Origin of the sequence: Halorubrum sp. T3, from assembly GCF_000296615.1 — an archaeon.
Taxonomy (GTDB): domain Archaea; phylum Halobacteriota; class Halobacteria; order Halobacteriales; family Haloferacaceae; genus Halorubrum; species Halorubrum ruber.
The window spans coordinates 114,105-134,070 of the sequence record NZ_ALWQ01000008.1; the positions used below are offsets into that span (position 1 = coordinate 114,105).

Below are 19,966 nucleotides of genomic sequence, written 5' to 3' on the forward strand. Positions count from 1 at the left end.
CCGGCCGACAGCTCCGAGGCGGCGCTACGCCGAGACGGACTCCGGCGAGGAGACGTACGCCGCGAAGTCGGAGGTGGTGATGATGCCGATGGGGGTCTTCCCGTCGACGACCGGCACGTGGTGGAACCCGTGTTCGAGCATCGTCGCGGCGACGGCCGCGACGTCGTCCTGTGCGCCCGCGGTGATCGGGTCGGGCGTCATGTACCGCTCGACGGTCGTCTCGGCCTTCGGCTGGCTCTTCGCGACGATGTCGACGAAGTCCGTCGAGGTTAAGATTCCGACGAGGTCGCCGTCGTCGTCGACGACCAGCACCGAGCTGATGTCGTTCTCGAGCAGCACCGCGGCCGCGTCCTCGACAAGCGTGTCCGGCGTCACCGTGTGGAGGCCCGTCGACATCAGCCGCGCCACGAAGACGTCTTCGATCTCGTCCATACCCGAAACACCCGCCCTCGCCGTATAAGCGTTCTCACAGGTACCGCGAGAGCCCGGACTGCCGGCGCGGCCCGTCCCCCGGCGGCGCGGCGACCCACGCCGTCCGCTCGTCCCGAAGCCCCTCTCGGTCCGTCTCCGGCGGGTCGGCGGGCTCGAAGGCCGGACACCCGCTCCCGCACTCGCGGCCGGGGTCGACCACGCGGTCGAAGTGCGCGCAGCGCGGCCGGCCGTCGGCGGTCGCCTCGCCGTGCGCGCACGCCGGCGGGTCGGGGCGCCACCCCTTCCCGTACGCGCGCTCGGCGATCCGCCGCCGCTTGCGAGCCTTCGCCTCGGGGTCGACTAAGGCGACCTCCGTGCGGGAGGGACGCTCCGCGCGGATCTCGACGCCGGGCGCGTCCGGGTCGAGCGGCGTCGGCTCGCGGACGACCTCGCGCTCCCCCGTCTCCGGATCGAACCGCCAGACGCCGACCGCGTCGGGGATCCGGTTGAGGTGTGCGCGGGTGACGTAGGAGGCGGTCGCGAGGACGACCTCGTCGAAGAGGCCGAGCGCGGCGTCGTAGCGCAGCTGCGCCTCGAGGTCGCCGGGCGTTCCGAGGTCGGGCTTGTTCTCGACGGCGACGAGCTCCCCGACCCAGTCGTCCGGGTAGCGCGCGGTCGCGCGCACGACCGGCCGCCCGTTCCGCCGCTCGCGTTCGAGGTAGCCGACCTCGACCGCACGCTCGACGACGGCGGCGGCCCGGTCCGGCGGGAGGTCGAACGCGTCGGCGACGGGGACGGCCTCCCCGGGGCCGACGGCGGCCTCGATGGCGGGGTCGGGGATCCGCTCGGCGCTGATCGCGGCGCGGTCGTCGAAGCTCGGTCCCGGCGACAGCAGGCAGACGTCGACGATGCGCGTCCCCGGCGTCTCGACGCCCGCGCCGAGCTGGCGGGCGACGACTCGGTCCGGGGATTCGAGCCCGGCGCAAAGCGCCAGCTCGAACCGATACTCCATACCGTCGGCAGGGGCGCCGCGGTATAAAACGCGTCGCCGCGCGGCGCCCGGTTCGGCGCTCACCTCGCCGACCGGCATCTCGTCGGTCGAAACCGGTATTCCCCGCCGCCCCCTACGGCGACCATGCGCCGGGTCACCCGGAACGTCTTCATCGCCATCGCCCTGGTCGTCGTCGCGCTGCTCGCGCTCGGCGCCCTCCCCAGCTACCTCGGCAGCGGCGACCCGTACTACCTCACGGTCGAACCGATCGAGACGAACGGCACCGCCGCCGACGTGAACAACGTCTCCGACCGGCGGTACCCGTTCCTGGTCGGCGCGATAGAGAGCGAGGACGGTCGGTCGGCGGGGTACCAGACCGGTCCGTACGGGATGAAGGAGTGGTTCACGCACACGCCGTTCGACGAGGTGGACGCGCTCACCCGGCAGGTGCCGAACGCCTCGACGGAGACCGGCGTGCGGGTGCGCCGCGACGGCCAGGTGTACCACGCGGAGGTGGTCCGCCCGTGACGCGCGAGAACGCTGACTCCGACGCGGGCGACGCCTCCGACGACCCCGCCGCCCCCGACCCCGACGCCCCGGCGGCCGACCTCCGCGACCTCCCCGCGTTCGCCGACGGCCGCAACCACTCGCTGCCGGGCGAGCCCGAGTGGCCGGTGAAGGAGGTCGTCGTCGAGTACGACGAGGGGTGGTTCGTCGGCGGCTACGACCGCGTCGAGCAGCCCGACGGGACGGAGAAGAAGTACTACTGGGCCGAGCTGTCGCCCGCAACCGTGATCGTTGCGGTCGCGGACGACCGGGTGCTGTTCGTCGAGCAGTACCGGCCCACCGTGCGGAACACCCAACTGGAACTCCCCGCCGGAATCGTCGAGTCCGGCGAGTCGTACACCGAGGCGGGCGCGCGCGAGCTCGCCGAGGAGACCGGCTTCGAGCCCTCGTCGACGTCGCTGCTCCAGGAGGTGTGGTGTTCGACGGGCGTGTTGCGTCACACGCGCGGCTACGTGTTCGCGGAGGGGTTAGAGCCGGTCGACGTCGACCACGACAGCAACGAGTTTCTCGCCCCGCGGTCGGTCCCGGTCGACGAGGCGCTCGAAATCGCCCGGGAGCCGCCGACGAACGACGCGACGCTGGAGGGGCTGCTGTTGGCCGAAGAGGAAGGACTGCTGTAGAACCCGACGCGCGTCCAGTTCCCGGCGCCGACGGGGAGGTATTAGTCGCCTCGGCACCTCTACCCGCTCATGAGTCAGACCTCGGAGCAGTCGGTGTTGCTGTCGGACGACCCCCCGCTCGATCTCCGCCTCTCGGAGGAGGAGCTGGAAGCGACCCGCGAGCGCATCGTCTCGTTCATCCGCGACGTCGTCGACGACGCGGGCGCCGAGGGCGCTGTCCTCGGCCTCTCGGGTGGTATCGACTCGACGCTCACCGCGCACCTCGCGGTCGAGGCGCTCGGCGAGGACGGCCTCCACGGGCTCACGATGCCCTCGGCCGTGAACGACGCGGACGTGATGAGCGACGCGGAGCGCGTCGCTCACGACCTCGGGGTCGAGTACGACGTGATCGAGATCCAGCCGATCGCGGAGGCGTTCTTCGACGCCGTCCCGGAGGCGGCGGAGGACCGCACGGCCGCGGGCAACGTCTACGTCCGCACCCGCGCCGTGCTGAACTACTTCGTCGCCAACGCCGAAAATCGGGTCGTCCTCGGCACCGGAAACCGCGCCGAGGCGATGACCGGCTACTACACGAAATACGGCGACCAGGCGGTCGACTGTAACCCCATCGGGAACCTCTACAAACAGCAGGTCCGCCAGCTGGCCGCGCACGTCGGCGTCGACCGCGACCTCGTGATGCAGGAGCCGACGGCGGGCATGTGGGAGGGCCAGACTGACGCCGAGGAGATGGGGCTCGACTACGACACCGTCGACGCCATCCTCGCGGTCCACGTCGACGGCGGACTCTCGCGCGCGGCGACGGTCCGCGAACTCGACGTCCCGGCAGAAGCCGTCGACCGCGTGGTCGACCTCTACGAGCGCAGCGCCCACAAGCGGGCGATGCCGCCCGCGCCCGAGCGAGACTTATAAGTAGTTGACCGCGCCTCGACGAATACTTATAAAGAACTGACGCGGTGGCGCGTGCCTGCGAGCGGCCCTTGGCCGCGAAGCAGCACGCGCGAGGGAGTCGGCCGACCGTAGGGAGGCCGACGAGGCTGGGGAGGCGTGAGGTGCTGTGCGGGGCGGGGTGGGACTCAAAGGGGCAGCCGCGAGGCTGACGCAGGCGACGTAAGGACCGCAGGAACGAACGAAGTGAGTGACGAGGACCGCAGCGAGCGTGCGTCAGCCTCGCGGCTGGGGCTTTGGAGGCGTCCACCGGAGAGTTATCGATCACGTACCGCCTCGCGGCTGGGGCTTTGGAGGTGTTCGCCACCGATCTGCTATTATCTATTTATAGGCGAGCGGCTGGGGCTTTGGAGGAATTTGTCGTAGAGCCTCGATTATTTATAAATGTCCGACAGCAATATCGCTCGATCACAAACTGAATCCCGAGGACGCGACCGCTCTCAGAACTCCCGCAGTTCCTCTAGAACCTCGTACGCGGAGCCGTCGTCGATGACCTCGCGAGCCGCGTCGAGGCCCTCCTCGATCGAGTCCGCGTCCTCGCCCGCGTAGATCCGGAGCGCGGCGTTGACCGCGACCGCGTCCGCGAAGGCGCCGTCACGCTCGCCGGCCAGCACCGCCTCGGTGATCGCGGCCGACTCGGCCGCGACATCGTCGACCGCGAGGTCGTCCTCTTCGAGGTCCATCCCGTACTCGGCGGTTTCGATCTCGAAGTCGGTGAAGCTCGCACCCTCGCTGCCGGCCGCCTCGGCGTTGCCCTCGCTCGCGTCGCCGCCCGCGTCGCCCGCCGCGTCCCACTCGGCGACCTTCGTGTAGCCGGGGCGCACGTCGTCGTACCCCTCCATTCCCTGGAACATCAAGACGCGGTCGAGGTCGTGGAACTCGCTTTCCACGAACGTATCGACCACCTTCTTCGCGAACGCGAGGTGGTAGAAGGAGCCGAGGTGCGTCGAGGCGCCCGCGGGGTTCGCCAGCGTCTCGACCGTGTTGACGAACGTCCGGACGCCCATCTGGTCGCGCCGGTCGAACAGGTCGTCGATGGCGGGGTTGAACGCGGGCTGGTAGTAGAAGCCGAAGCCGGTCTCGTCGACCATGTCGGCGGAGTCCGACGGCGTCAGCTCGGTGTGGACGCCGAGCTCGTCGAGGACGTGCTTGTACGAGTCCTGCTTCTGGGTCGGCACGCGGTCGCCCGAGTGGACGACGACGGGCGTGCCCGCGGCGGCCGCGACCGCGCCCGCGGCGACGCCGAGGATCGCGGTCCGGCCCTTGCCGTCGTAGTTGGCGCCGCAGTCGACGGGGTCGACGTCGGGCTCCGCGTACTCGACGCGGTCGCACATCACGTCGACGTACGCACCGAGTTCTTCGGGCGTGTTTCGCTTCCAGCGGTTGGAGAGCCAGAACGCCCCGAGCGTCGTCGGGTCCGGCTCGCCCGCGAGGATCCGCTCGAACGCCTCGGTCGCCTGCGCGCGCGTCAGGTCGTCGGCCGACTTGTGGCCGGAGCCGCAGACCTCGGTCATCAGCCGCTTGAGGGGCCAGTCGCCGAACTCCTGAGTCGCCTGAGCCATACGTGCCGTTCGGGTTCTCCGACGAAAAGTCCCCCGTTCGACTCCCGCGCGCCGGGAACGGAACGGACCGGCTCCGCCCCGCCGACTTGGACCCGAACCGACCTGCCGACCCGTCGCGCGCGAGCGGCGAGCCGGGACGGCGAGGTCGATCCCGCCGGATCCGTGGTACTGGTTCGCATACTATAACAGGACGAATGTACGATATAGAGAGGATTATATATACGTTCAAACGGTTCTATCCGAATTACAGTTTGTATCGGGGTCTGAATAGCGTCAGAGTTATATGTTCGTCCATCTACTAACTGGTTGTACCCGATGACGTCCAAATCCGTCGCCACCGCGCTCACGCTGTACCGCTCCCGCACGCTGACGCTCGAACAGGCCGCGACCGTCGGCGGCTGCTCGACGACGCAGCTGGAAGAGAGCGCCCGGGCGTTCGCCCCGACCCCGGGCGACGCTCCCGCGGACGACTGAGACGCGCGCTCGTCTCCGACGACACGCGTCCCGCTGACGCTCGACGACCCTCCGAAACCGGTACGTACGCGCGCCCCCTAACTCGCGCAATGAGTCTGGACGCCGACTGGCGGGCCGACCTCGACGCGGTCGACGCGGCCCTCATCGACGAGTACCAGAGCGGCTTCCCCGTCGAACCCCGGCCGTTCGAGCGGGTCGCCCGCGAGATCAGCGCCGAGACGGGAATCGACGTCGACGCCGAGGCGGTCCTCGACCGCGTTCGGGACCTCCGCGAGCGCGGCGTCTTCCGTCGGTTCGGCGCGGTGCTCAACCCCCCGGTCATCGGCTCCTCGACGCTCGCCGCGGTGCGCGCTCCCGAGGACCGCTTCGATGAGGTCGCCGAGGTGATCAACGGCTACCGGCAGGTGAACCACAACTACCGCCGCGACCACGAGTGGAACCAGTGGTTCGTCGTCACCGCCGGCTCCCGCGAGAAGCGCGACGAGATCCTCGCGGAGATCGAGGAACGCACCGGCTGCGAGGTGCTCGCGCTCCCGATGCTGACGGACTACTACATCGACTTAGAGTTTCCCGTGGTCAACGCGGACCGGTTCGCGCGCGAATCGCTCGACGAGACCGCGGTCTCAGCCACCCGCATCTCCGAGGACGCCCGCGGGGACCTGAGCGACTTGGAGGCCGACCTCCTCTTGGCGATCCAGGACGGCTTCCCGCTCTCGGCGACCCCATACGCCGACGTGGCGAGCGAGATCGGCGCGAGCGGGTCTGGCGTCGACCCGACCGTCGAAGAGGTGCTCGCGGCGGTCGAGCGCCTGCTCGCGGACGGCTGTATCAAGCGGATCGGCTGCGTCGTCAACCACGTCGTCACCGGGTTCACGAACAACTGTATGGTGGTCTGGGACGTGCCCGACGACGAGCTCGACGAGCGCGGCGAGGCGGTCGGGAGCCTCCCGTACGTCACCCTCTGTTACCACCGGCCGCGCCGCCCCGAGCAGGACTGGGAGTACAACATGTTCACGATGATCCACGGCCGCGAGGCCGAGGCGGTCGACGCGAAGATCGACGAGCTGGCGGCCGATCACCTCCCCTTCGCCCACGAGCGCCTCTACTCGACCGAGACGCTGAAACAGACCGGCGCGCGCTACGAGGACCTCGTCGCGGACGGGCAGTAGAAGGAAACAGCGGACGGAAAAGGGGAGAGGGAGACGGCCCGCGGCTCAGTCGTCGCCGAGGACGGTCGGCTGCTCCTCGTCGCTCGAGTCCAGCGCATCGGCGGCGACGAACTCGCCGTCGCCGCCGAGCCCGCTGCCGGCGCCGAGGCGGTCGAGCGCGTCGGCGCCCGCGACCGCGACGACGACGAAGCCGACCTTCGAGACGACGTCGAGGTAGACGAACACGAGCATCTCCGTGGCGGGCGTCAGCAGGCCGAAGCCGGTCGGCGCGAGCAGCCACACGACCGGGTACAGCGTCCACAGCACCACGGTGATGTTCCGGAGCGTGCCGAAGACCGCGCGGACCCGGTCGCCCTCCGCCGAGGCCGACCGCGGGAGCGAGACGAGAAGCCCGTAGACGAGCGCGACGTACGCGGCCCCGGCGACGCCGAAGGCGACCCACGAGACCGTCCCGGTCGTCGCGGCGGCCGCGATACCGCCGGCGATGATCACCACGTCGACCCCGATCAGCCCGGCGAGCACGCGCCGCGACGGCCGCGCGAGCAGGCCGAGGTAGAGCAGCAGCAGCGGCGTCGTCAGGAGCCAGTCGACGTACCGGGCGACGTCGAGATCCCCGGCTGACAGCGAGACGCTTCCGAACCCGAGCGCCATCAGGAGGTACGCGATCGCCGCGATACCGGTGACCCCGGCGAGGGTGCCGTAGTAGACCGCGTGCGACTCGTCGGCCTCCGAAGACCGGGAGAACCACGCCCACAGGGGCGGAATCGTCCCGGCGCCCATCGCGAGGGCGCCGATCCACGCCCAGACGGCGGTGTCGACGAGCATCTCAGTTCACCCCCTCCCCGGCGGGCGATTCGTCGCCCCCGCCGCCGTCGCGCGAGAAGTCGAACTCGGTCCCCCCGCCGTCGGTTCCCCCGTCGGAGACCGCGGTAGCGGCGTTGTTGCCGCCGCCCGCGGCGTCCCGGTCGGTTCCGCCGCTCGCGGTGCCGAGGTCGTCTTCGGCCGCGAACTCGAAGTCGTCGACCGCGTCGCGCAGCGCGAGCGCGCGGTCGGAGAGCGACCCGGCCGCGGTCTCGACCGCCCCGAGAGTCTGCTCCTGTTCGTCGACCGCCCCGGTGACGTCGCCGGCCGCGCTGGCCGTCTGCGCGCTGATCGCGGAGACGTCCTCGACGTGGCCGACGACCGCGTCGACGGAGTCCGCCTGCGTCTCGGTCGCTCTGGTGATCTCGGTCATGCTCGTGTCGGTCCGCTCGGAGGCCTCCGCGAGGCGTTCGAGGGCGTCGATCGACGTCTCGACCGTGTCGACGCCGGCGGAGATCCGCTGTTCGGTGCGCGCCATCGCGTCGGCGCCCGTCTCCGCGCGCTCCTGGACGGAGTGGATCCGGGCTTCGATCTCGCCCGCCGATTCCTGGGTCTCCTCCGCCAGCGCCTTCACCTCCTCGGCGACGACCGCGAAGCCGGCGCCCTCGGCGCCGGAGCGGGCCGCCTCGATGGAGGCGTTCAGCGCGAGCAGGTTCGTCTGCTCGGCGATCTCCGAGATGGTGTCGACGACCTCGCCGATCTCCTCGACCTCCTCGGCGAGCGCCTCGACCTCCGCGGTCGTCTCCGCCGTCGTCTCCTCGACCGCGTCCATCTCGGCGAGCGCCTCCTCAGCGGCCTCGCGGCCCTCCTCGCCGACCTCGGCGGCGTGTTCCGCGGTCTCCGCCACGTCGGTGACCGTGGAGGCGACCTCCTCGGCCGACGACGCGAGGTTCTCGGCCTCGTCGGTCGCCGCCTGCAGGTCGTCGCGCTGGGTGCGCGCGCCCTCGGCGATCTCTTCGACCGCCTCGCTCACGGTCCCGGTCGTCGCCCGCAGGTCCTCCGTGCGGTCGTCGACGGTCCCGGCCACGTCGGCGGTGTCCTCGGCGACGGTCGCGACGGACGCGACGGTCTCCTCTAACTCGTCGGCCATCTCGTTGAACGCGACGCCGACGCGCGCCATCGCCTCGTTGTCGACGTCGGAGTCGACCCGCTGGGTCAGGTCGCCGTCGGCGAGCGCCCGCATCGCCGACTCGTACTCGGTCGCCTTCCGCTCGACCGTCTCTGCGCGCGCGTCGGCCTCCCGTCGCGCCCGCTCCGCCTCCTCGCGAGCCGCTTCCGCGTCGGATATCTCCGAGCGCAGCGAGCCGCGCATCTCGTCGAACGCCCGGAACAGCCGCCCGATCTCGTCTGCTCGGCCCGTCTCCAGTCGCACGTCGAGGTCCCCCTCGGCCATCCGCTCGGCCTTGGCCGTGAGCTGCCGCAGGGAGATGACCGTGTTCGATCCGACCGTGACGCCGATGAGCGCGAGCCCGATCACCGTCAACAGCGTCATCCCGACGAGCCCCGAGCGCACCGCTGCGCCCGCGGCGCCGGCCTCCTCCGCGCGGAGGTAGACGATGACACCGTATGAAACTGAAACCCCCATGACCCCGATCAAAGACAGCGCGAGCTTCGCGCCGTAACTCGACCGGATGCCGGAGGACGATCCCGCTTGCATGTGTACCGATCGACAGGGATCGTATCGGGATAATAACTGCTCCCCGAATATTAGCAGTGATAACTGTACTCGGCGCGGCGTCCGTTTAGCGCGGTTGGCGGCCGAATCGGTCAGGGAGACCGACCCCGCCTCACCCGAGGAGGTGCCCCGCGGTCTCGCGGTTCGGGGACCGGTACGTTGAGGGCGTCGCCGTCCGCACGAGACCACATGGCGAGCACCTTCGACCGACTCGGGTACGGGACGTACAAACTGGCCGACGGCGAGGAGTGCGCGGCCGGCGTCGCGCACGCGATCGAGACCGGCTACCGCCACGTCGACACCGCGCAGGGGTACGACAACGAGGCCTCGGTCGGCGACGGGATCGACCGCAGCGACGTCGACCGCGAGGACCTGTTCGTCGCGACGAAGCTCTCGACGGACAACCTCTCGTACGACGACGCCGTCGAGACCGCGCGCGCCAGCCGCGACCGGCTCGGCGTCGACTCGATCGACCTGCTGTACGTCCACTGGCCGATCAACTGAAGCGGTAGCGCGGAGTCCCCCTCCTCAAGGAGCGACCGAAGGGAGTGAGTAGGGAGGAGAGGAGCGGGTTCGTATCTGTAACAAACACCAGCTTATAAATAGCCGCTCACACACATTGAAACTGTGGCAGACGATTACGTGCGTCGGACGGCAATCACTCGTCTCTCGGTAGACGATGAGCAACGCGAGTTGCTTGAGGAAACCATCTCCGAGTGGAAGCGTGGGTGCCAACTCGCCACGGACATGGCGTGGGGGAAGTGTAACGCCAAGAGCGACGTCCAACCCCTCGCCTACGACAACGTGCGCGAGGAAACCGACCTCGGGAGTCAGCACGCGATCCTCGCCACCCACCAAGCCGCCCAAGCCATCACCGGCTGTCTCGAACGCCGCTCGAACGGCAGGCAGGTCAGTAAACCCACATTCACCGCACCCACGGTAACATACGACACTCGAACGATGACGCTGTTCAATGACGATACAGTGTCACTCTCCACGACGGAGAGTCGCGTCCGATGTGAACTTGCGCTCCCTGAAGCCGAGGATGGCTACCAACGGCAGTACCTCGACGCCGACGAGTGGAGCGTCACGGAAAGCACACTCACCGCTCGTGACGGCGATTACTTTTTACACATCGGCTTCCGCCGACCCAAGACCGATATTGAGCGAGACACCGCCGAGGACGGAACGGTTCTCGGGGTCGACCTCGGTATTGAAAACCTCGCCGTCACCAGCACAGCACGATTCATCAGTGGGCGCGAACTCTCACACAACCTCCGCGAGTTCGAGAAAGTCCGTGCGGGACTCCAACAGACAGGCACGCGAAGCGCCCACAGAACGCTCGAACAATCAAGTGGACGCGAACGACGATACGTTCGTGACGTGGTTCACCAAGCGTCGAACGCCATCGTAGACGAAGCACTCCGATACGAGTGCGACGTGATCGCGTTCGAGGACTTGACTGACATCCGCGAGCGAACGGGTGCGTCGTGGGGGCACAAGTGGGCGTTCCGAACGCTGTACGAGCAAGTGGCGTACAAAGCCGGAGCAGTCGGCATCTCCGTGAAGCAAGTTGGTTCGGCGTACACATCGCAACGGTGCGCCGAGTGTGGATTCACGGCAGACGAGAACCGCCGAACTCGCACGGAGTTCCGGTGCGTGAAGTGTGAGTCGGGAGCGAACGCGGATTACAACGCGGCGAAGAACATCGGGATGCGGTATGTCCGTCGAGGCCAACAGTCGTCTCGGCGGACGGGCGACAGTCAACTCGCCCTGAAGTCTGGAACGGTGACGCCAAGTGGCGGGTTCACCGCCCACCCGGACGGGTTCGAGGCTGAGCTCACGGACAAGCCCCTCCCTCAACGAGCGAACCCGTCAGGGTGATCGAAGTAGGGTGGGGTTGTTGACTAGCTACGACCCGGAGGAGACGCTGCCCGCGCTCGACGACCTCGTCGACGACGGCGTGATAGACCGGATCGGGCTCTCGAACTTCCGGCCCGACCAGCTCGACGAGGCGATCGACCGACTGGACCACGACGTGTTCGCTCACCAGGTGGAGTGTCACCCCCTGCTCCAACAGGAGCGGCTCCGCGAGTACGCGGTCGCGGACGACCACTGGCTCGTCGCCTACTCGCCGATCGCGCGCAACCGCGTCGCCGACGTCGACGTCCTCCGAGAGATCGCGGCGAGCCACGACGCCACCCCCGCGCAGGTGAGCCTCGCGTGGCTGCTCTCGAAGGAGCGCGTCGCGCCGATCCCGAAGGCGGCCGACTTCGGGCACGTCGAGGAGAACTGGGCCGCCCGCGAACTCGACCTGACCGACGACCAGATCGCCCGGATCGACACCCTCGACCGCGACGAGCGGATCGTCGACTTCGAGGAGGCGTCGTGGAACCAAGGGTGATATCCGGAGCGCTCAATATCTGTATTGGGGCCTCATAGTCGATTTAACGGGACTTCCGGTCGAGAGGTTGACCATGCCGGACCCGAACCCTCAGACAGACGTGCGTCCCGATCCCGAGAGCGAGTCCGCCCCCCGCGACCGCCCGGCCCTCCTCGCGGCGACCCCCGACGCGGACACGGTGTTCGACCGGCTCAGGACGCTCTCCGTCCTCGCGGGGTTCCTCGCCCTCCTCGTGACGCTGATCGCGGTGGAGCTGCTCGTCCGGATCTGAGCCGCCGAGTGACCGCGGGTCCCCGGTCCGCCGGCCGCCCCGCCGAACCGAAACTGAACGCGAAACCCGCCCGATCCGGCGACGGATCCGCCCTCGCCGTCGGTTTCACTTCCGCTTTCGGGCGCGTTTTTAAAAGGTGCGGGCACGACGGTCCGGACATGGCCCAGTCCACGTTCGACGACGACGACCTGTTCGGCGAGGCGGCCGAGGAGACCCGCGCGGAGGTCGAAGAGCACCTCGCGGCGGCGCGCGACCAGCTCCCCGACCCCGACGCGGTGTGGGAGACGGACGCGGACAACGTCCTCGGCGCGCTCAACGGGCTGAAGTCCGCTCTCGACGCGGGCGACGCAGTCGACAGCGTGCGCTCGGCGAAGAAGGCGTACGTCCTCGGCGAGCGCGCCGACGCCTTCGAGGACGCCGACGATTTAAAAGAAGAGATCGAGGAGCTGGAGTCGCTCGTCGGCGACATCGAGGACGCCGCCGAGGAGGTGGCATCCCTCACCGGCACCGTCCCCGCGATCCGCGGGGCGCTCCAGGACGCGGCGGACGACGACGAAGCGGAAGAAGACGAGGAGTAGCTCCCGCGCCGCGCTCCTTTTTAAACGGCGTCGCGGTCGACGACCGCCACCGCCAGCTCCGCGAGCGCCGCGCTCGCGCGGTCGAGCAGCTCCGCGCCGCGCTCGGCGTCGCCCTCCCGCGGGTCGCCGACGACGCCGTTGTCGGTGAACTCGTCGGAGTCGTGCGCGAGGTTCACTCCGGACACCCACTCGCCCCACCGGTCGGCGGCGCCCGCGCTCGCTTCGTTGACCCGCTCCTCGCGGACCAGCTCCGGGTTCGTCGCGCGAAGCAGCGCCGTCTCCAGCGGGCCGGCGTGACCCATGTCGCTCGCGTGGTCGCCGACCGCTTCGAACCAGGTGAACGCGACGCCGTACCCGTCGTGGTCCGGGTCGCGCGAGAACCGCCGGGCGACCTCCGCGAGCGCCTCGACGTTCCCGCCGTGGCCGTTGACGAACACGACGCGGTCGATTCCGTGCGCGACCAGCGACTCGGCGGCCTCCCGGACGTACGCCCGGAACGTCTCCGGCGAGACCCACATCGTCCCGTCGAACGCGCGGTGTTCCTCGGCGACGCCGACCGGTATCGGCGGCGCGACGGCGACTTCCCCGCGGTCCGCTCCCGGCCCGCCACTCGACTCTTCGTAGGCGTCGGCGGCCGCCTCCGCGACCGCGACGGCGTTCAGCGCGTCGGTGCCGAGCGGGGCGTGCGGTCCGTGCTGTTCCGTGCTCCCGACCGGGAGGAACGCGACGTCGACGTCGGCGTCGCGCACGTCGGTCCACGTGACCTCGCTGAGGCGCATACCGGAACCTCGGCGGCCGGCGTCGTATAGGCGGCGGTCACCGTCGACGATGCGGCCGGTCGACCCCGGACGGCGGTCACCGTCGAGCGAACGCTCCCGAGGTATTATACCCCTCCCCGCGGATCGCGACCGCATGAGCGGTGACAACGCGGAACACGACCCGGAGGCGCACGGTTCGGCTCCCGCCGTGACGTTCGGCCCGCTGAAGCGGGCGCTCCGCGAACACCGCTACCCGGTGACGGCGGCGGAGCTGATAGAGCAGTACGGCGCCGCGACACTGGAGACTCCGACGGGGACGGCGCGGCTCGACGGCCTGCTCGAAGGGAGCGAGGAGAGGCAGTTCCGGGACCCGTCGGAGGTCAGGGAGGCGGTCCTCGACGCGCTCGGTCACGCCGACGCGTCTCCGGAGGCGTCCGCGGACGAGTGGACCGAACTCCCACGGTGACGCTCGGGCGCTCCTGAATCGTCCGGCCCGGTCGACCGCGGTCGCGGTCAGTCGTCGTCGCTCTCGGCGTCCTCGACGATCCGGGCGGTGCGCTCCTGCGCCCGGTCGATGAACTCCTGCGGGAGCTCGTCGATCTCGCCGGCCTGAACGCCCCAGAGGTGCGCGTACAGCCCGTCGTTGTCGAGCAGCTCGTCGTGGGTGCCGCGCTCGGCGATCTTCCCGCCCTCCAGCACGAGGATCGTGTCCGCGTCCTTGATCGTCGAGAGCCGGTGGGCGATCGCGAACGTCGTCCGTTCCTCGGTGAGACGGTCGAGCGAGCGCTGGATCAGCATCTCCGTCTCGGTGTCGACGTCGGAGGTCGCCTCGTCTAAGATGAGGATGTCCGGGTCGGTCAGCACGGCGCGGGCGATGGTGATCCGCTGGCGCTGGCCGCCGGAGAGCTTCACGCCGCGCTCCCCGACCATCGTGTCGTAGCCGTCGGGGAGGTTCTGGATGAAGTCGTGGGCCTCGGCGGCCTCGGCGGCCTCGCGGACCTCCTCGTCCGTCGCGTCGAACGTGCCGTAGGTGATGTTCTCGCGGACGGTGCCGTAGAACAGGTACGACGACTGCCCGACGTAGCCGATCGACCGGCGCAGCGACTGCAGCGTCACGTCGCCGACATTCTGGTCGTCGATCCGGATCTCCCCGTCGTCGACGTCGTACATTCGGAGGAGGAGCTTGAGCACGGTCGACTTGCCGGCCCCGGTGGGGCCGACTAAGGCGAGCGTCTCGCCGCCCTCGACCTCGAAGTCGATATCCTCGACGATGGTCTCGTCGTCGTAGCCGAAGGAGACGTCGTCGTACACGACGTCGCCGTCCTCGACGACGAGCTCCTCGGCGTCGCGGTCCTCCTCTAACTTCGAGGGCTCGTCCATCAGCCCGAAGATCCGCGCGGAGGAGGCGCGTGCGCGCTGGTACATGTTGATGATCTGCCCGAACTGCGCCATCGGCCAGATGAACCGCTGCGTGTAGAGGATGAACACGACGAACATCCCCTCGGAGAGCTCGCCGGTGAACGGGCCGGGCGGCCCCTGGAACACCCAGAGCCCGCCGACGATGAACGTGAGCACGAAGCCGATGCCGGCGAGCACGCGGAGCGCGGGGAAGAACTTGATCCGCGTCTCGATGGCGTCCCAGTTGGCGTCGAAGTAGTCGAAGGAGACGTCGTCGACGCGGTCGGACTCGTAGGACTCGGTGTTGGCGGCCTTGATCACTTGGATGCCGCCGAGGTTGTTCTCCAACCGGGAGTTCATCTTGCCGACCGTCGACCGCACCTCGGCGTACTTCGGCTGGATAATCCTGATGAACAGGTAGGTGAACCCGGCGATGACGGGGACGGGAAGCAGCGCGACCAGGGCGAGCTGCCAGTTGATCCAGAAGAGGAGGACGCCGATCCCGACCACCATCACCGACAGGCGGAACACGGAGTTCATCCCGTCGTTGAGGAACCGCTCCAAGCGGTTCACGTCGTTCGAGAGGATCGACATCATCTCCCCGGTCTGCTTGTCCGAGAAGAAGTCCATATTGAGCCGCTGCATCTGGTCGTACGTGTCGGTTCGGACGTCGTGCTGGATGTTCTGCGCGAACGCGTTGAACCCCCAGTTGCGGACCCAGTGGAACCCCGCGCCGAAGGCGAACGCCCCGGCCAGCACCGCGATCGTGAACCAGAACTGCGCCGCCTGCTCCGTCGGGAGCCACGCGTCCGGGAGCAACACGAGCGGGATCTGCTCGTCGAACGCGGCCTCGCCGCGGAAGATCGCGTCGAGGGCGATCCCTAACATTAGCGGGGGAAGCAGATCGAGCAGGCGGGCGAAGACGCTGGCGAGGACGCCCACCGTCACCTGCGGGACGTAGTCGCGGCCGTACTCGACGAACAGCCGCTTCATCGGATTCTCGATCTTGTCCCGCTGCTCCTCGAAGGGATCGTCTTCCTCCCATTCGACACCACTCATCACAAAGTCGTATCAGGTAAGGCGGCAAATAGGTTTCCTTCGAACCGAAATACATCGGCAGAAAACGCCGCTAACGGGCGGTCGATCGGGCGATATCGCCTTCCGGAGCGCGGTCGACGGTCGAGAACCCTCCGGTCGTGCCGGGTCGGATCGGCGCGCGCGGCGGCGTCGATCACGGTCGCTGTGTAGCGGCCTCGACACCGACGGCTGCCCGCCGGCCGCGGACCCGACGACCGCGCGACGGGCTCAGAGTTCGCGTCGTTCCACGTCGGTATCGATCCCGGCCTCGTCGAGGTCCTCCCGGACGCGCCGCCGGAGCGGATCCGGAACGCCGTCGCGCGGGACCGGCGCGGCCGTTCCGCCCTCGTCGTCGTCGGTCGGGACCGCCCAGTAGAGGACGCGGGCCGTTTCGGCGTAGAACTCCACCGCGTATCGGTCGTTACCCCCCTCGTAGTGGACGCGGGCGGCCGCGCCCTCCGCGCGCCACCCCTCCTGTTTGACCAAGGCGGCGATCGGATCTCGCATGCCCCCGCTCGGGCGGCCGGACTCATGTGGGTGTCGGCCGACTCCCCGCGAGGCCGAACCGGCGGCTCCCTCCCCCGCATCGACACCGGTTTACAACCGCCGCCCCGACGACTCGGCATGTCTCTTCGCGTCACGTTCCTCGGGACGGGCGGCGCCGTCCCGACCGTCGAGCGCGCGGCGAGCGCCGTCTTCGTCAACCGCGAGGGCGACCGCTTCCTCTTCGACTGCGGCGAGGGCACCCAGCGCGAGATGATGCGCGCCGGCACCGGGTTCGCCGTCGACCGCGTGTTCGTCTCCCACCTCCACGGCGACCACGTCCTCGGCATCCCCGGCCTCGTCCAGACGCTCGGGTTCAACGACCGCACCGACCCGCTGACGGTCCACTGCCCGCCGGGGACCGACGACCACCTCCGCGACCTCGTCCACGCGGTCGGCCACGACCCGGCGTTCCCGGTCCGGATCGAACCGGTCGCCCCCGGCGAGGTCGCCTACGAGACCGACGAGTACGCGGTTCGCGCGTTCGAAACGGAACACCGCACGATATCGCAGGGGTACGTCTTGGAGGAGGACGACCGCCCCGGCCGGTTCGACCGCCCGAAGGCGGAGGATCTGGGTGTCCCCGTCGGGCCGAAGTTCGGCCGCCTCCACGAGGGCGAGTCGGTCGAGGCCGAGGACGGGACGGTCGTCGAGCCCGAGCAGGTCGTCGGCCCGCCCCGCCCGGGCCGCAAGCTGGTGTACACCGCGGACACGCGCCCGCGAGAGACCACCGTCGAGGCGGCCGAGGACGCCGACCTGCTCATCCACGACGCCACCTTCGCCGACGACATGGCCGACCGCGCCCGCGACACCGCCCACTCCACCGGCCGCGAGGCGGGGTCGATCGCCGACCGGGCGGACGCGAAGCGGCTCGCCTTAGTCCATATCTCCTCGCGCTACGCCGCGGACGCGCGCCCGATCCGCAGCGACGCCCGCGAGGCGTTCGACGGCGAGTGTCTCCTCCCCGACGACGGCGACCTGATCGAGGTGCCGTTCCCCGACGCGGACTGAGACGTTGATGGTTCGACCGGTCGCTCTTACTCGGATGACTTTATGATCGGCATGGAGACCGCCGAAACCCCAGTCGCTCGGCTGTATGACGAATGTGTTTATAAACTGCCGATCGATACGGACACCACCGAAGCCCCAGCCGCTCGGCTGTACGATGGTGGCTTTGCTTATAAACTGCCGATCGATACGGACACCACCGAAGCCCCAGCCGCTCGGCTGTACGATGGTGGCTTTGCTTATAAACTGCCGATCGATACGGACACCACCGAAGCCCCAGCCGCTCGGCTGTACGATGGTGGCTTTGCTTATAAACTGCCGATCGATACGGACACCACCGAAGCCCCAGCCGCGAGGCGGGCGCACGCTCGTTGCGCTCCTCAGTCGCTCGTTTCACTCGCTCCTTCCGGTGCTTACATCGCCTGCGCCCGCCTCGCGGCTGCCCCTTCGAGTCCCACCCGCCCGCGACCGCACCACCGGAAGTCGGTCCTGCTCGCTCCCTTCGGTCGCTGCGCGGGCTGCGACTTCCGTACTCCCGCTCGCTCCCTCCGGTCGCTCGCGGGACCGCACCTCACGCCTCCCCAGCCTCGTCGCTGGTCCTCCGCTGCGCTCCGGACCAGCGACTCCCTCGCGCGCGCTCTTCGCGCTCTTCGAGCGCTCAGAGGCACGCGCCACCGCTTCGCTTCGTCACCTCCGTCGGACCTTCGCCTGTGTGACTCCGGCCCGTGTGATCGTTCCACTCGAAACGAAGCCCGCGCACGGCTGACGTGCGTCTGACGCGAGCGAGGTCCTCCCGTCGGCCGATCTCCACGGATCGAAAGAACCCCGCGTAGCGCCCCTCAAGCGGGCGTTTCGTTCCACTTTCACCGCGGTCACGTACATTTTAATACCATCTGGAACCAACCGTCGTACGCCTCCCACTGAAAACAAGACCGGAGGCGGAGACACCCCATGAGCGAACTGCGACAGGAAGCGGAAGCGATAGCGGAACAGTTCTCGGACCACACCGATGTCGACCCCGACGACGTCGAGGAGCGGCTGACGACGCTCGTCGACGAGTACCGCGTGCCGCTCGACGAGGCGAGTCGGAGCGTCACCAACAGCTACCTCGAAGACGCCGGGATGGAGCGCGACGAGCTCGGCCGCGGCGGCAGCGAAGAGGTCCTCGTCAACGACATCGACGAGGACGAGCAGTGGGTCGACTTACGCGTGAAGTTGGTCGACCTCTGGGAGCCCCGGAGCGACTCCATCTCACAGGTCGGCCTGCTCGGCGACGAGTCGGGCACGATCAAGTTCGTCGCCTTCGAGACCTCCGACCTCCCGGAGCTGACCGAGGGGCAGGCGTACGAGCTCTCGAACGTCGTCACCGACGAGTACGAGGGGAGCTACTCGGTGAAGCTCAACCGGACGACCGGCATCACCGAGATCGACGAGGAGATCGAGGTCGGCGACAACGCCGACACCGTCGAGGGCGCCCTCGTGGACATCCAGTCCGGCTCCGGGCTGATCAAGCGCTGCCCCGAGGAGGACTGTACGCGCGTCCTCCAGAACGGGCGCTGCTCCGAGCACGGCCAGGTCGAGGGCGAGTTCGACCTCCGGATCAAGGGCGTCCTCGACGACGGCGAGACCGTCACCGAGGTCATCTTCGACCGCGAGGCCACCGAGGAGCTCACCGGCATGACCCTCGAAGCGGCCAAGGACATGGCGATGGACGCGCTCGACACCACCGTCGTCGCCGAGGAGATGGGCGAGGACGTGCTCGGGCGCTACTACCGCGTCACCGGCCCGACGTTCGGCCGGTACGTCCTGGTCGACGAGATGGAGGACCCTGGCACCGTCGACGTTGAAAGCGCGCTGATCGAAGCGAGGTCGATTTGAAATGAGCCAGTCAGCCCCCACCCGAGAGGTCGCCCGGCGCGTGTTCGCGAGCGAGTTCAACGACGCCGGCTACACGTTCACCGAGTCCGACGACGAGCGCGCCCCCGTCTACGCGCTGTTACCGACGGGCGAGTCCTCGAACCGCGTGTTCTTCGTCGGCACCCTCACGGAGAAGGAGGACGTCGGCGAGGACAGCGAGTACTGGCGCGGCCGCATCGTCGACCCGACGGGCACGTTCTTCGTGTACGCCGGCCAGTACCAGCCCGAAGCCGCTTCCAAACTCCGGGACTTGGAGCCCCCGGCCTACGTCGCAGTCGTGGGGAAGCCCCGGACCTACGAGACCGACGACGGCACGGTCCGGGTCTCCGTCCGCCCCGAGTCGATCACCGAGGTCGACGCCGCCACCCGCGACCGCTGGGTCGCGGAGACCGCTCGCCGCACCGTCGAGCGCGTCGCCGCGTTCGACGACGAGGGCAACGAGTACGCGCGGATGGCCCGCGAGGAGTACGACCTCGACCCCGAGACGTACAAGGCCGCCGCGCTCTCGGCGCTGGAGGACCTCGACGAGAGCGGCGACGAGCTCGCGGGCGACGAGTCCGGGAGCGACGACGCCGCGCTCGACGACGCCTCGGACGGGACCGACCCGGCCGGCACGCCGGAGCCCTGACGCGGCCGGCGGCTCGGCGTTCTGACGCGGTCGGCATCTCGGCGTTCTGACGCGGTCGGCGCGCCGGAACACTGACGCCCCGACACCGGATTTTCGCGGCGTTCGGCGC

20 protein-coding genes and 2 pseudogenes are annotated in these 19,966 nt (G+C 69.0%); 14 read left to right on the forward strand and 8 right to left on the reverse strand.

Annotated elements, in window-relative coordinates; genetic code table 11:
- Positions 1-24 precede the first annotated feature (24 nt).
- Positions 25-432, reverse strand: coding sequence for a cyclic nucleotide-binding/CBS domain-containing protein (locus B378_RS0100545; protein ID WP_017341886.1), 408 nt, complete (start codon positions 430-432; stop codon positions 25-27).
- 34 nt (positions 433-466) lie between these two features.
- Positions 467-1,423 (reverse strand): DUF5787 family protein, encoded by a 957-nt coding sequence (locus tag B378_RS0100550; RefSeq protein WP_017341887.1) that lies wholly within the window; start codon positions 1,421-1,423, stop codon positions 467-469.
- Between the two features lie 123 nt (positions 1,424-1,546).
- Between B378_RS0100550 and B378_RS0100555 the strand changes: the two genes are divergently transcribed.
- The 3 genes from B378_RS0100555 (at position 1,547) to B378_RS0100565 (ending at position 3,498) form a co-directional block, all read left to right on the forward strand.
- A complete protein-coding gene (locus B378_RS0100555) occupies positions 1,547-1,930 on the forward strand; it encodes a hypothetical protein (RefSeq protein ID WP_017341888.1) in 384 nt (127 codons plus the stop codon).
- Entirely contained in the window at positions 1,927-2,589 is a 663-nt protein-coding gene (locus B378_RS0100560; RefSeq protein WP_017341889.1) for an NUDIX hydrolase, read from the forward strand. Before B378_RS0100555 ends, B378_RS0100560 begins: the two co-directional genes overlap by 4 nt.
- A 69-nt stretch (positions 2,590-2,658) precedes the next feature.
- On the forward strand, positions 2,659-3,498 hold the full coding sequence (locus tag B378_RS0100565) for an NAD+ synthase (protein WP_017341890.1): 840 nt from the start codon (positions 2,659-2,661) through the stop codon (positions 3,496-3,498).
- A 476-nt stretch (positions 3,499-3,974) separates the two neighbouring features.
- Here B378_RS0100565 and B378_RS0100570 read toward each other — a convergent pair whose 3' ends face one another.
- A complete protein-coding gene (locus tag B378_RS0100570) occupies positions 3,975-5,096 on the reverse strand; it encodes an anthranilate phosphoribosyltransferase (RefSeq protein ID WP_017341891.1) in 1,122 nt (373 codons plus the stop codon).
- 315 nt (positions 5,097-5,411) lie between these two features.
- Between B378_RS0100570 and B378_RS16940 the strand changes: the two genes are divergently transcribed.
- The gene (locus tag B378_RS16940) at positions 5,412-5,570 is read left to right on the forward strand and encodes a hypothetical protein (RefSeq protein ID WP_017341892.1); all 159 of its coding nucleotides are present in this window, start codon (positions 5,412-5,414) and stop codon (positions 5,568-5,570) included.
- Between the two features lie 89 nt (positions 5,571-5,659).
- The gene (locus tag B378_RS0100580) at positions 5,660-6,739 is read left to right on the forward strand and encodes an Lrp/AsnC family transcriptional regulator (RefSeq protein ID WP_017341893.1); all 1,080 of its coding nucleotides are present in this window, start codon (positions 5,660-5,662) and stop codon (positions 6,737-6,739) included.
- A gap of 45 nt (positions 6,740-6,784) precedes the next feature.
- Here B378_RS0100580 and B378_RS0100585 read toward each other — a convergent pair whose 3' ends face one another.
- On the reverse strand, positions 6,785-7,564 hold the full coding sequence (locus B378_RS0100585; protein ID WP_004598622.1) for a bacteriorhodopsin: 780 nt from the start codon (positions 7,562-7,564) through the stop codon (positions 6,785-6,787).
- 1 nt (position 7,565) lies between these two features.
- Positions 7,566-9,257 carry a methyl-accepting chemotaxis protein gene (locus B378_RS0100590; RefSeq protein WP_017341894.1) on the reverse strand — a complete coding sequence of 564 codons (1,692 nt, stop codon included), beginning with the start codon at positions 9,255-9,257 and terminating at the stop codon, positions 7,566-7,568.
- A 207-nt stretch (positions 9,258-9,464) separates the two neighbouring features.
- On the opposite strand from B378_RS0100590, the pseudogene B378_RS15625 reads away from it, so the two are divergent.
- From B378_RS15625 to B378_RS0100615, 5 genes and pseudogenes are all read left to right on the forward strand, one after another.
- Positions 9,465-9,776 (forward strand): annotated as a pseudogene (locus tag B378_RS15625) (aldo/keto reductase); the annotation flags it as partial.
- A 126-nt stretch (positions 9,777-9,902) separates the two neighbouring features.
- A complete protein-coding gene (locus tag B378_RS0100600; RefSeq protein ID WP_017341896.1) occupies positions 9,903-11,159 on the forward strand; it encodes an RNA-guided endonuclease TnpB family protein in 1,257 nt (418 codons plus the stop codon).
- Positions 11,146-11,679 (forward strand): annotated as a pseudogene (locus tag B378_RS15630) (aldo/keto reductase); the annotation flags it as partial. The gene B378_RS0100600 and the pseudogene B378_RS15630, both read left to right, overlap by 14 nt.
- A gap of 73 nt (positions 11,680-11,752) precedes the next feature.
- The gene (locus B378_RS0100610) at positions 11,753-11,950 is read left to right on the forward strand and encodes a hypothetical protein (RefSeq protein ID WP_017341898.1); all 198 of its coding nucleotides are present in this window, start codon (positions 11,753-11,755) and stop codon (positions 11,948-11,950) included.
- Between the two features lie 158 nt (positions 11,951-12,108).
- Positions 12,109-12,528, forward strand: coding sequence for a DUF5790 family protein (locus tag B378_RS0100615; RefSeq protein ID WP_017341899.1), 420 nt, complete (start codon positions 12,109-12,111; stop codon positions 12,526-12,528).
- Positions 12,529-12,548: 20 nt separating this feature from the next.
- Here B378_RS0100615 and B378_RS0100620 read toward each other — a convergent pair whose 3' ends face one another.
- Positions 12,549-13,307, reverse strand: a complete 759-nt coding sequence (locus tag B378_RS0100620; RefSeq protein WP_017341900.1) for a creatininase family protein — start codon at positions 13,305-13,307, stop codon at positions 12,549-12,551.
- Between the two features lie 133 nt (positions 13,308-13,440).
- On the opposite strand from B378_RS0100620, the gene B378_RS0100625 reads away from it, so the two are divergent.
- On the forward strand, positions 13,441-13,752 hold the full coding sequence (locus B378_RS0100625) for a hypothetical protein (protein WP_017341901.1): 312 nt from the start codon (positions 13,441-13,443) through the stop codon (positions 13,750-13,752).
- A 47-nt stretch (positions 13,753-13,799) separates the two neighbouring features.
- Here the strand turns inward: B378_RS0100625 and B378_RS0100630 are convergent, their stop codons facing one another.
- On the reverse strand, positions 13,800-15,743 hold the full coding sequence (locus tag B378_RS0100630; RefSeq protein WP_017341902.1) for an ABC transporter ATP-binding protein: 1,944 nt from the start codon (positions 15,741-15,743) through the stop codon (positions 13,800-13,802).
- A gap of 246 nt (positions 15,744-15,989) precedes the next feature.
- Entirely contained in the window at positions 15,990-16,268 is a 279-nt protein-coding gene (locus B378_RS0100635) for a hypothetical protein (protein WP_017341903.1), read from the reverse strand.
- Positions 16,269-16,385: 117 nt separating this feature from the next.
- On the opposite strand from B378_RS0100635, the gene rnz reads away from it, so the two are divergent.
- The 3 genes from rnz (at position 16,386) to B378_RS0100650 (ending at position 19,857) form a co-directional block, all read left to right on the forward strand.
- On the forward strand, positions 16,386-17,315 hold the full coding sequence (gene rnz / locus B378_RS0100640; RefSeq protein WP_017341904.1) for a ribonuclease Z: 930 nt from the start codon (positions 16,386-16,388) through the stop codon (positions 17,313-17,315).
- Positions 17,316-18,263: 948 nt separating this feature from the next.
- Entirely contained in the window at positions 18,264-19,190 is a 927-nt protein-coding gene (locus B378_RS0100645; protein WP_008366516.1) for a replication factor A, read from the forward strand.
- A gap of 1 nt (position 19,191) precedes the next feature.
- Positions 19,192-19,857 carry an RPA family protein gene (locus B378_RS0100650; protein ID WP_008366514.1) on the forward strand — a complete coding sequence of 222 codons (666 nt, stop codon included), beginning with the start codon at positions 19,192-19,194 and terminating at the stop codon, positions 19,855-19,857.
- Positions 19,858-19,966: the final 109 nt, after the last annotated feature.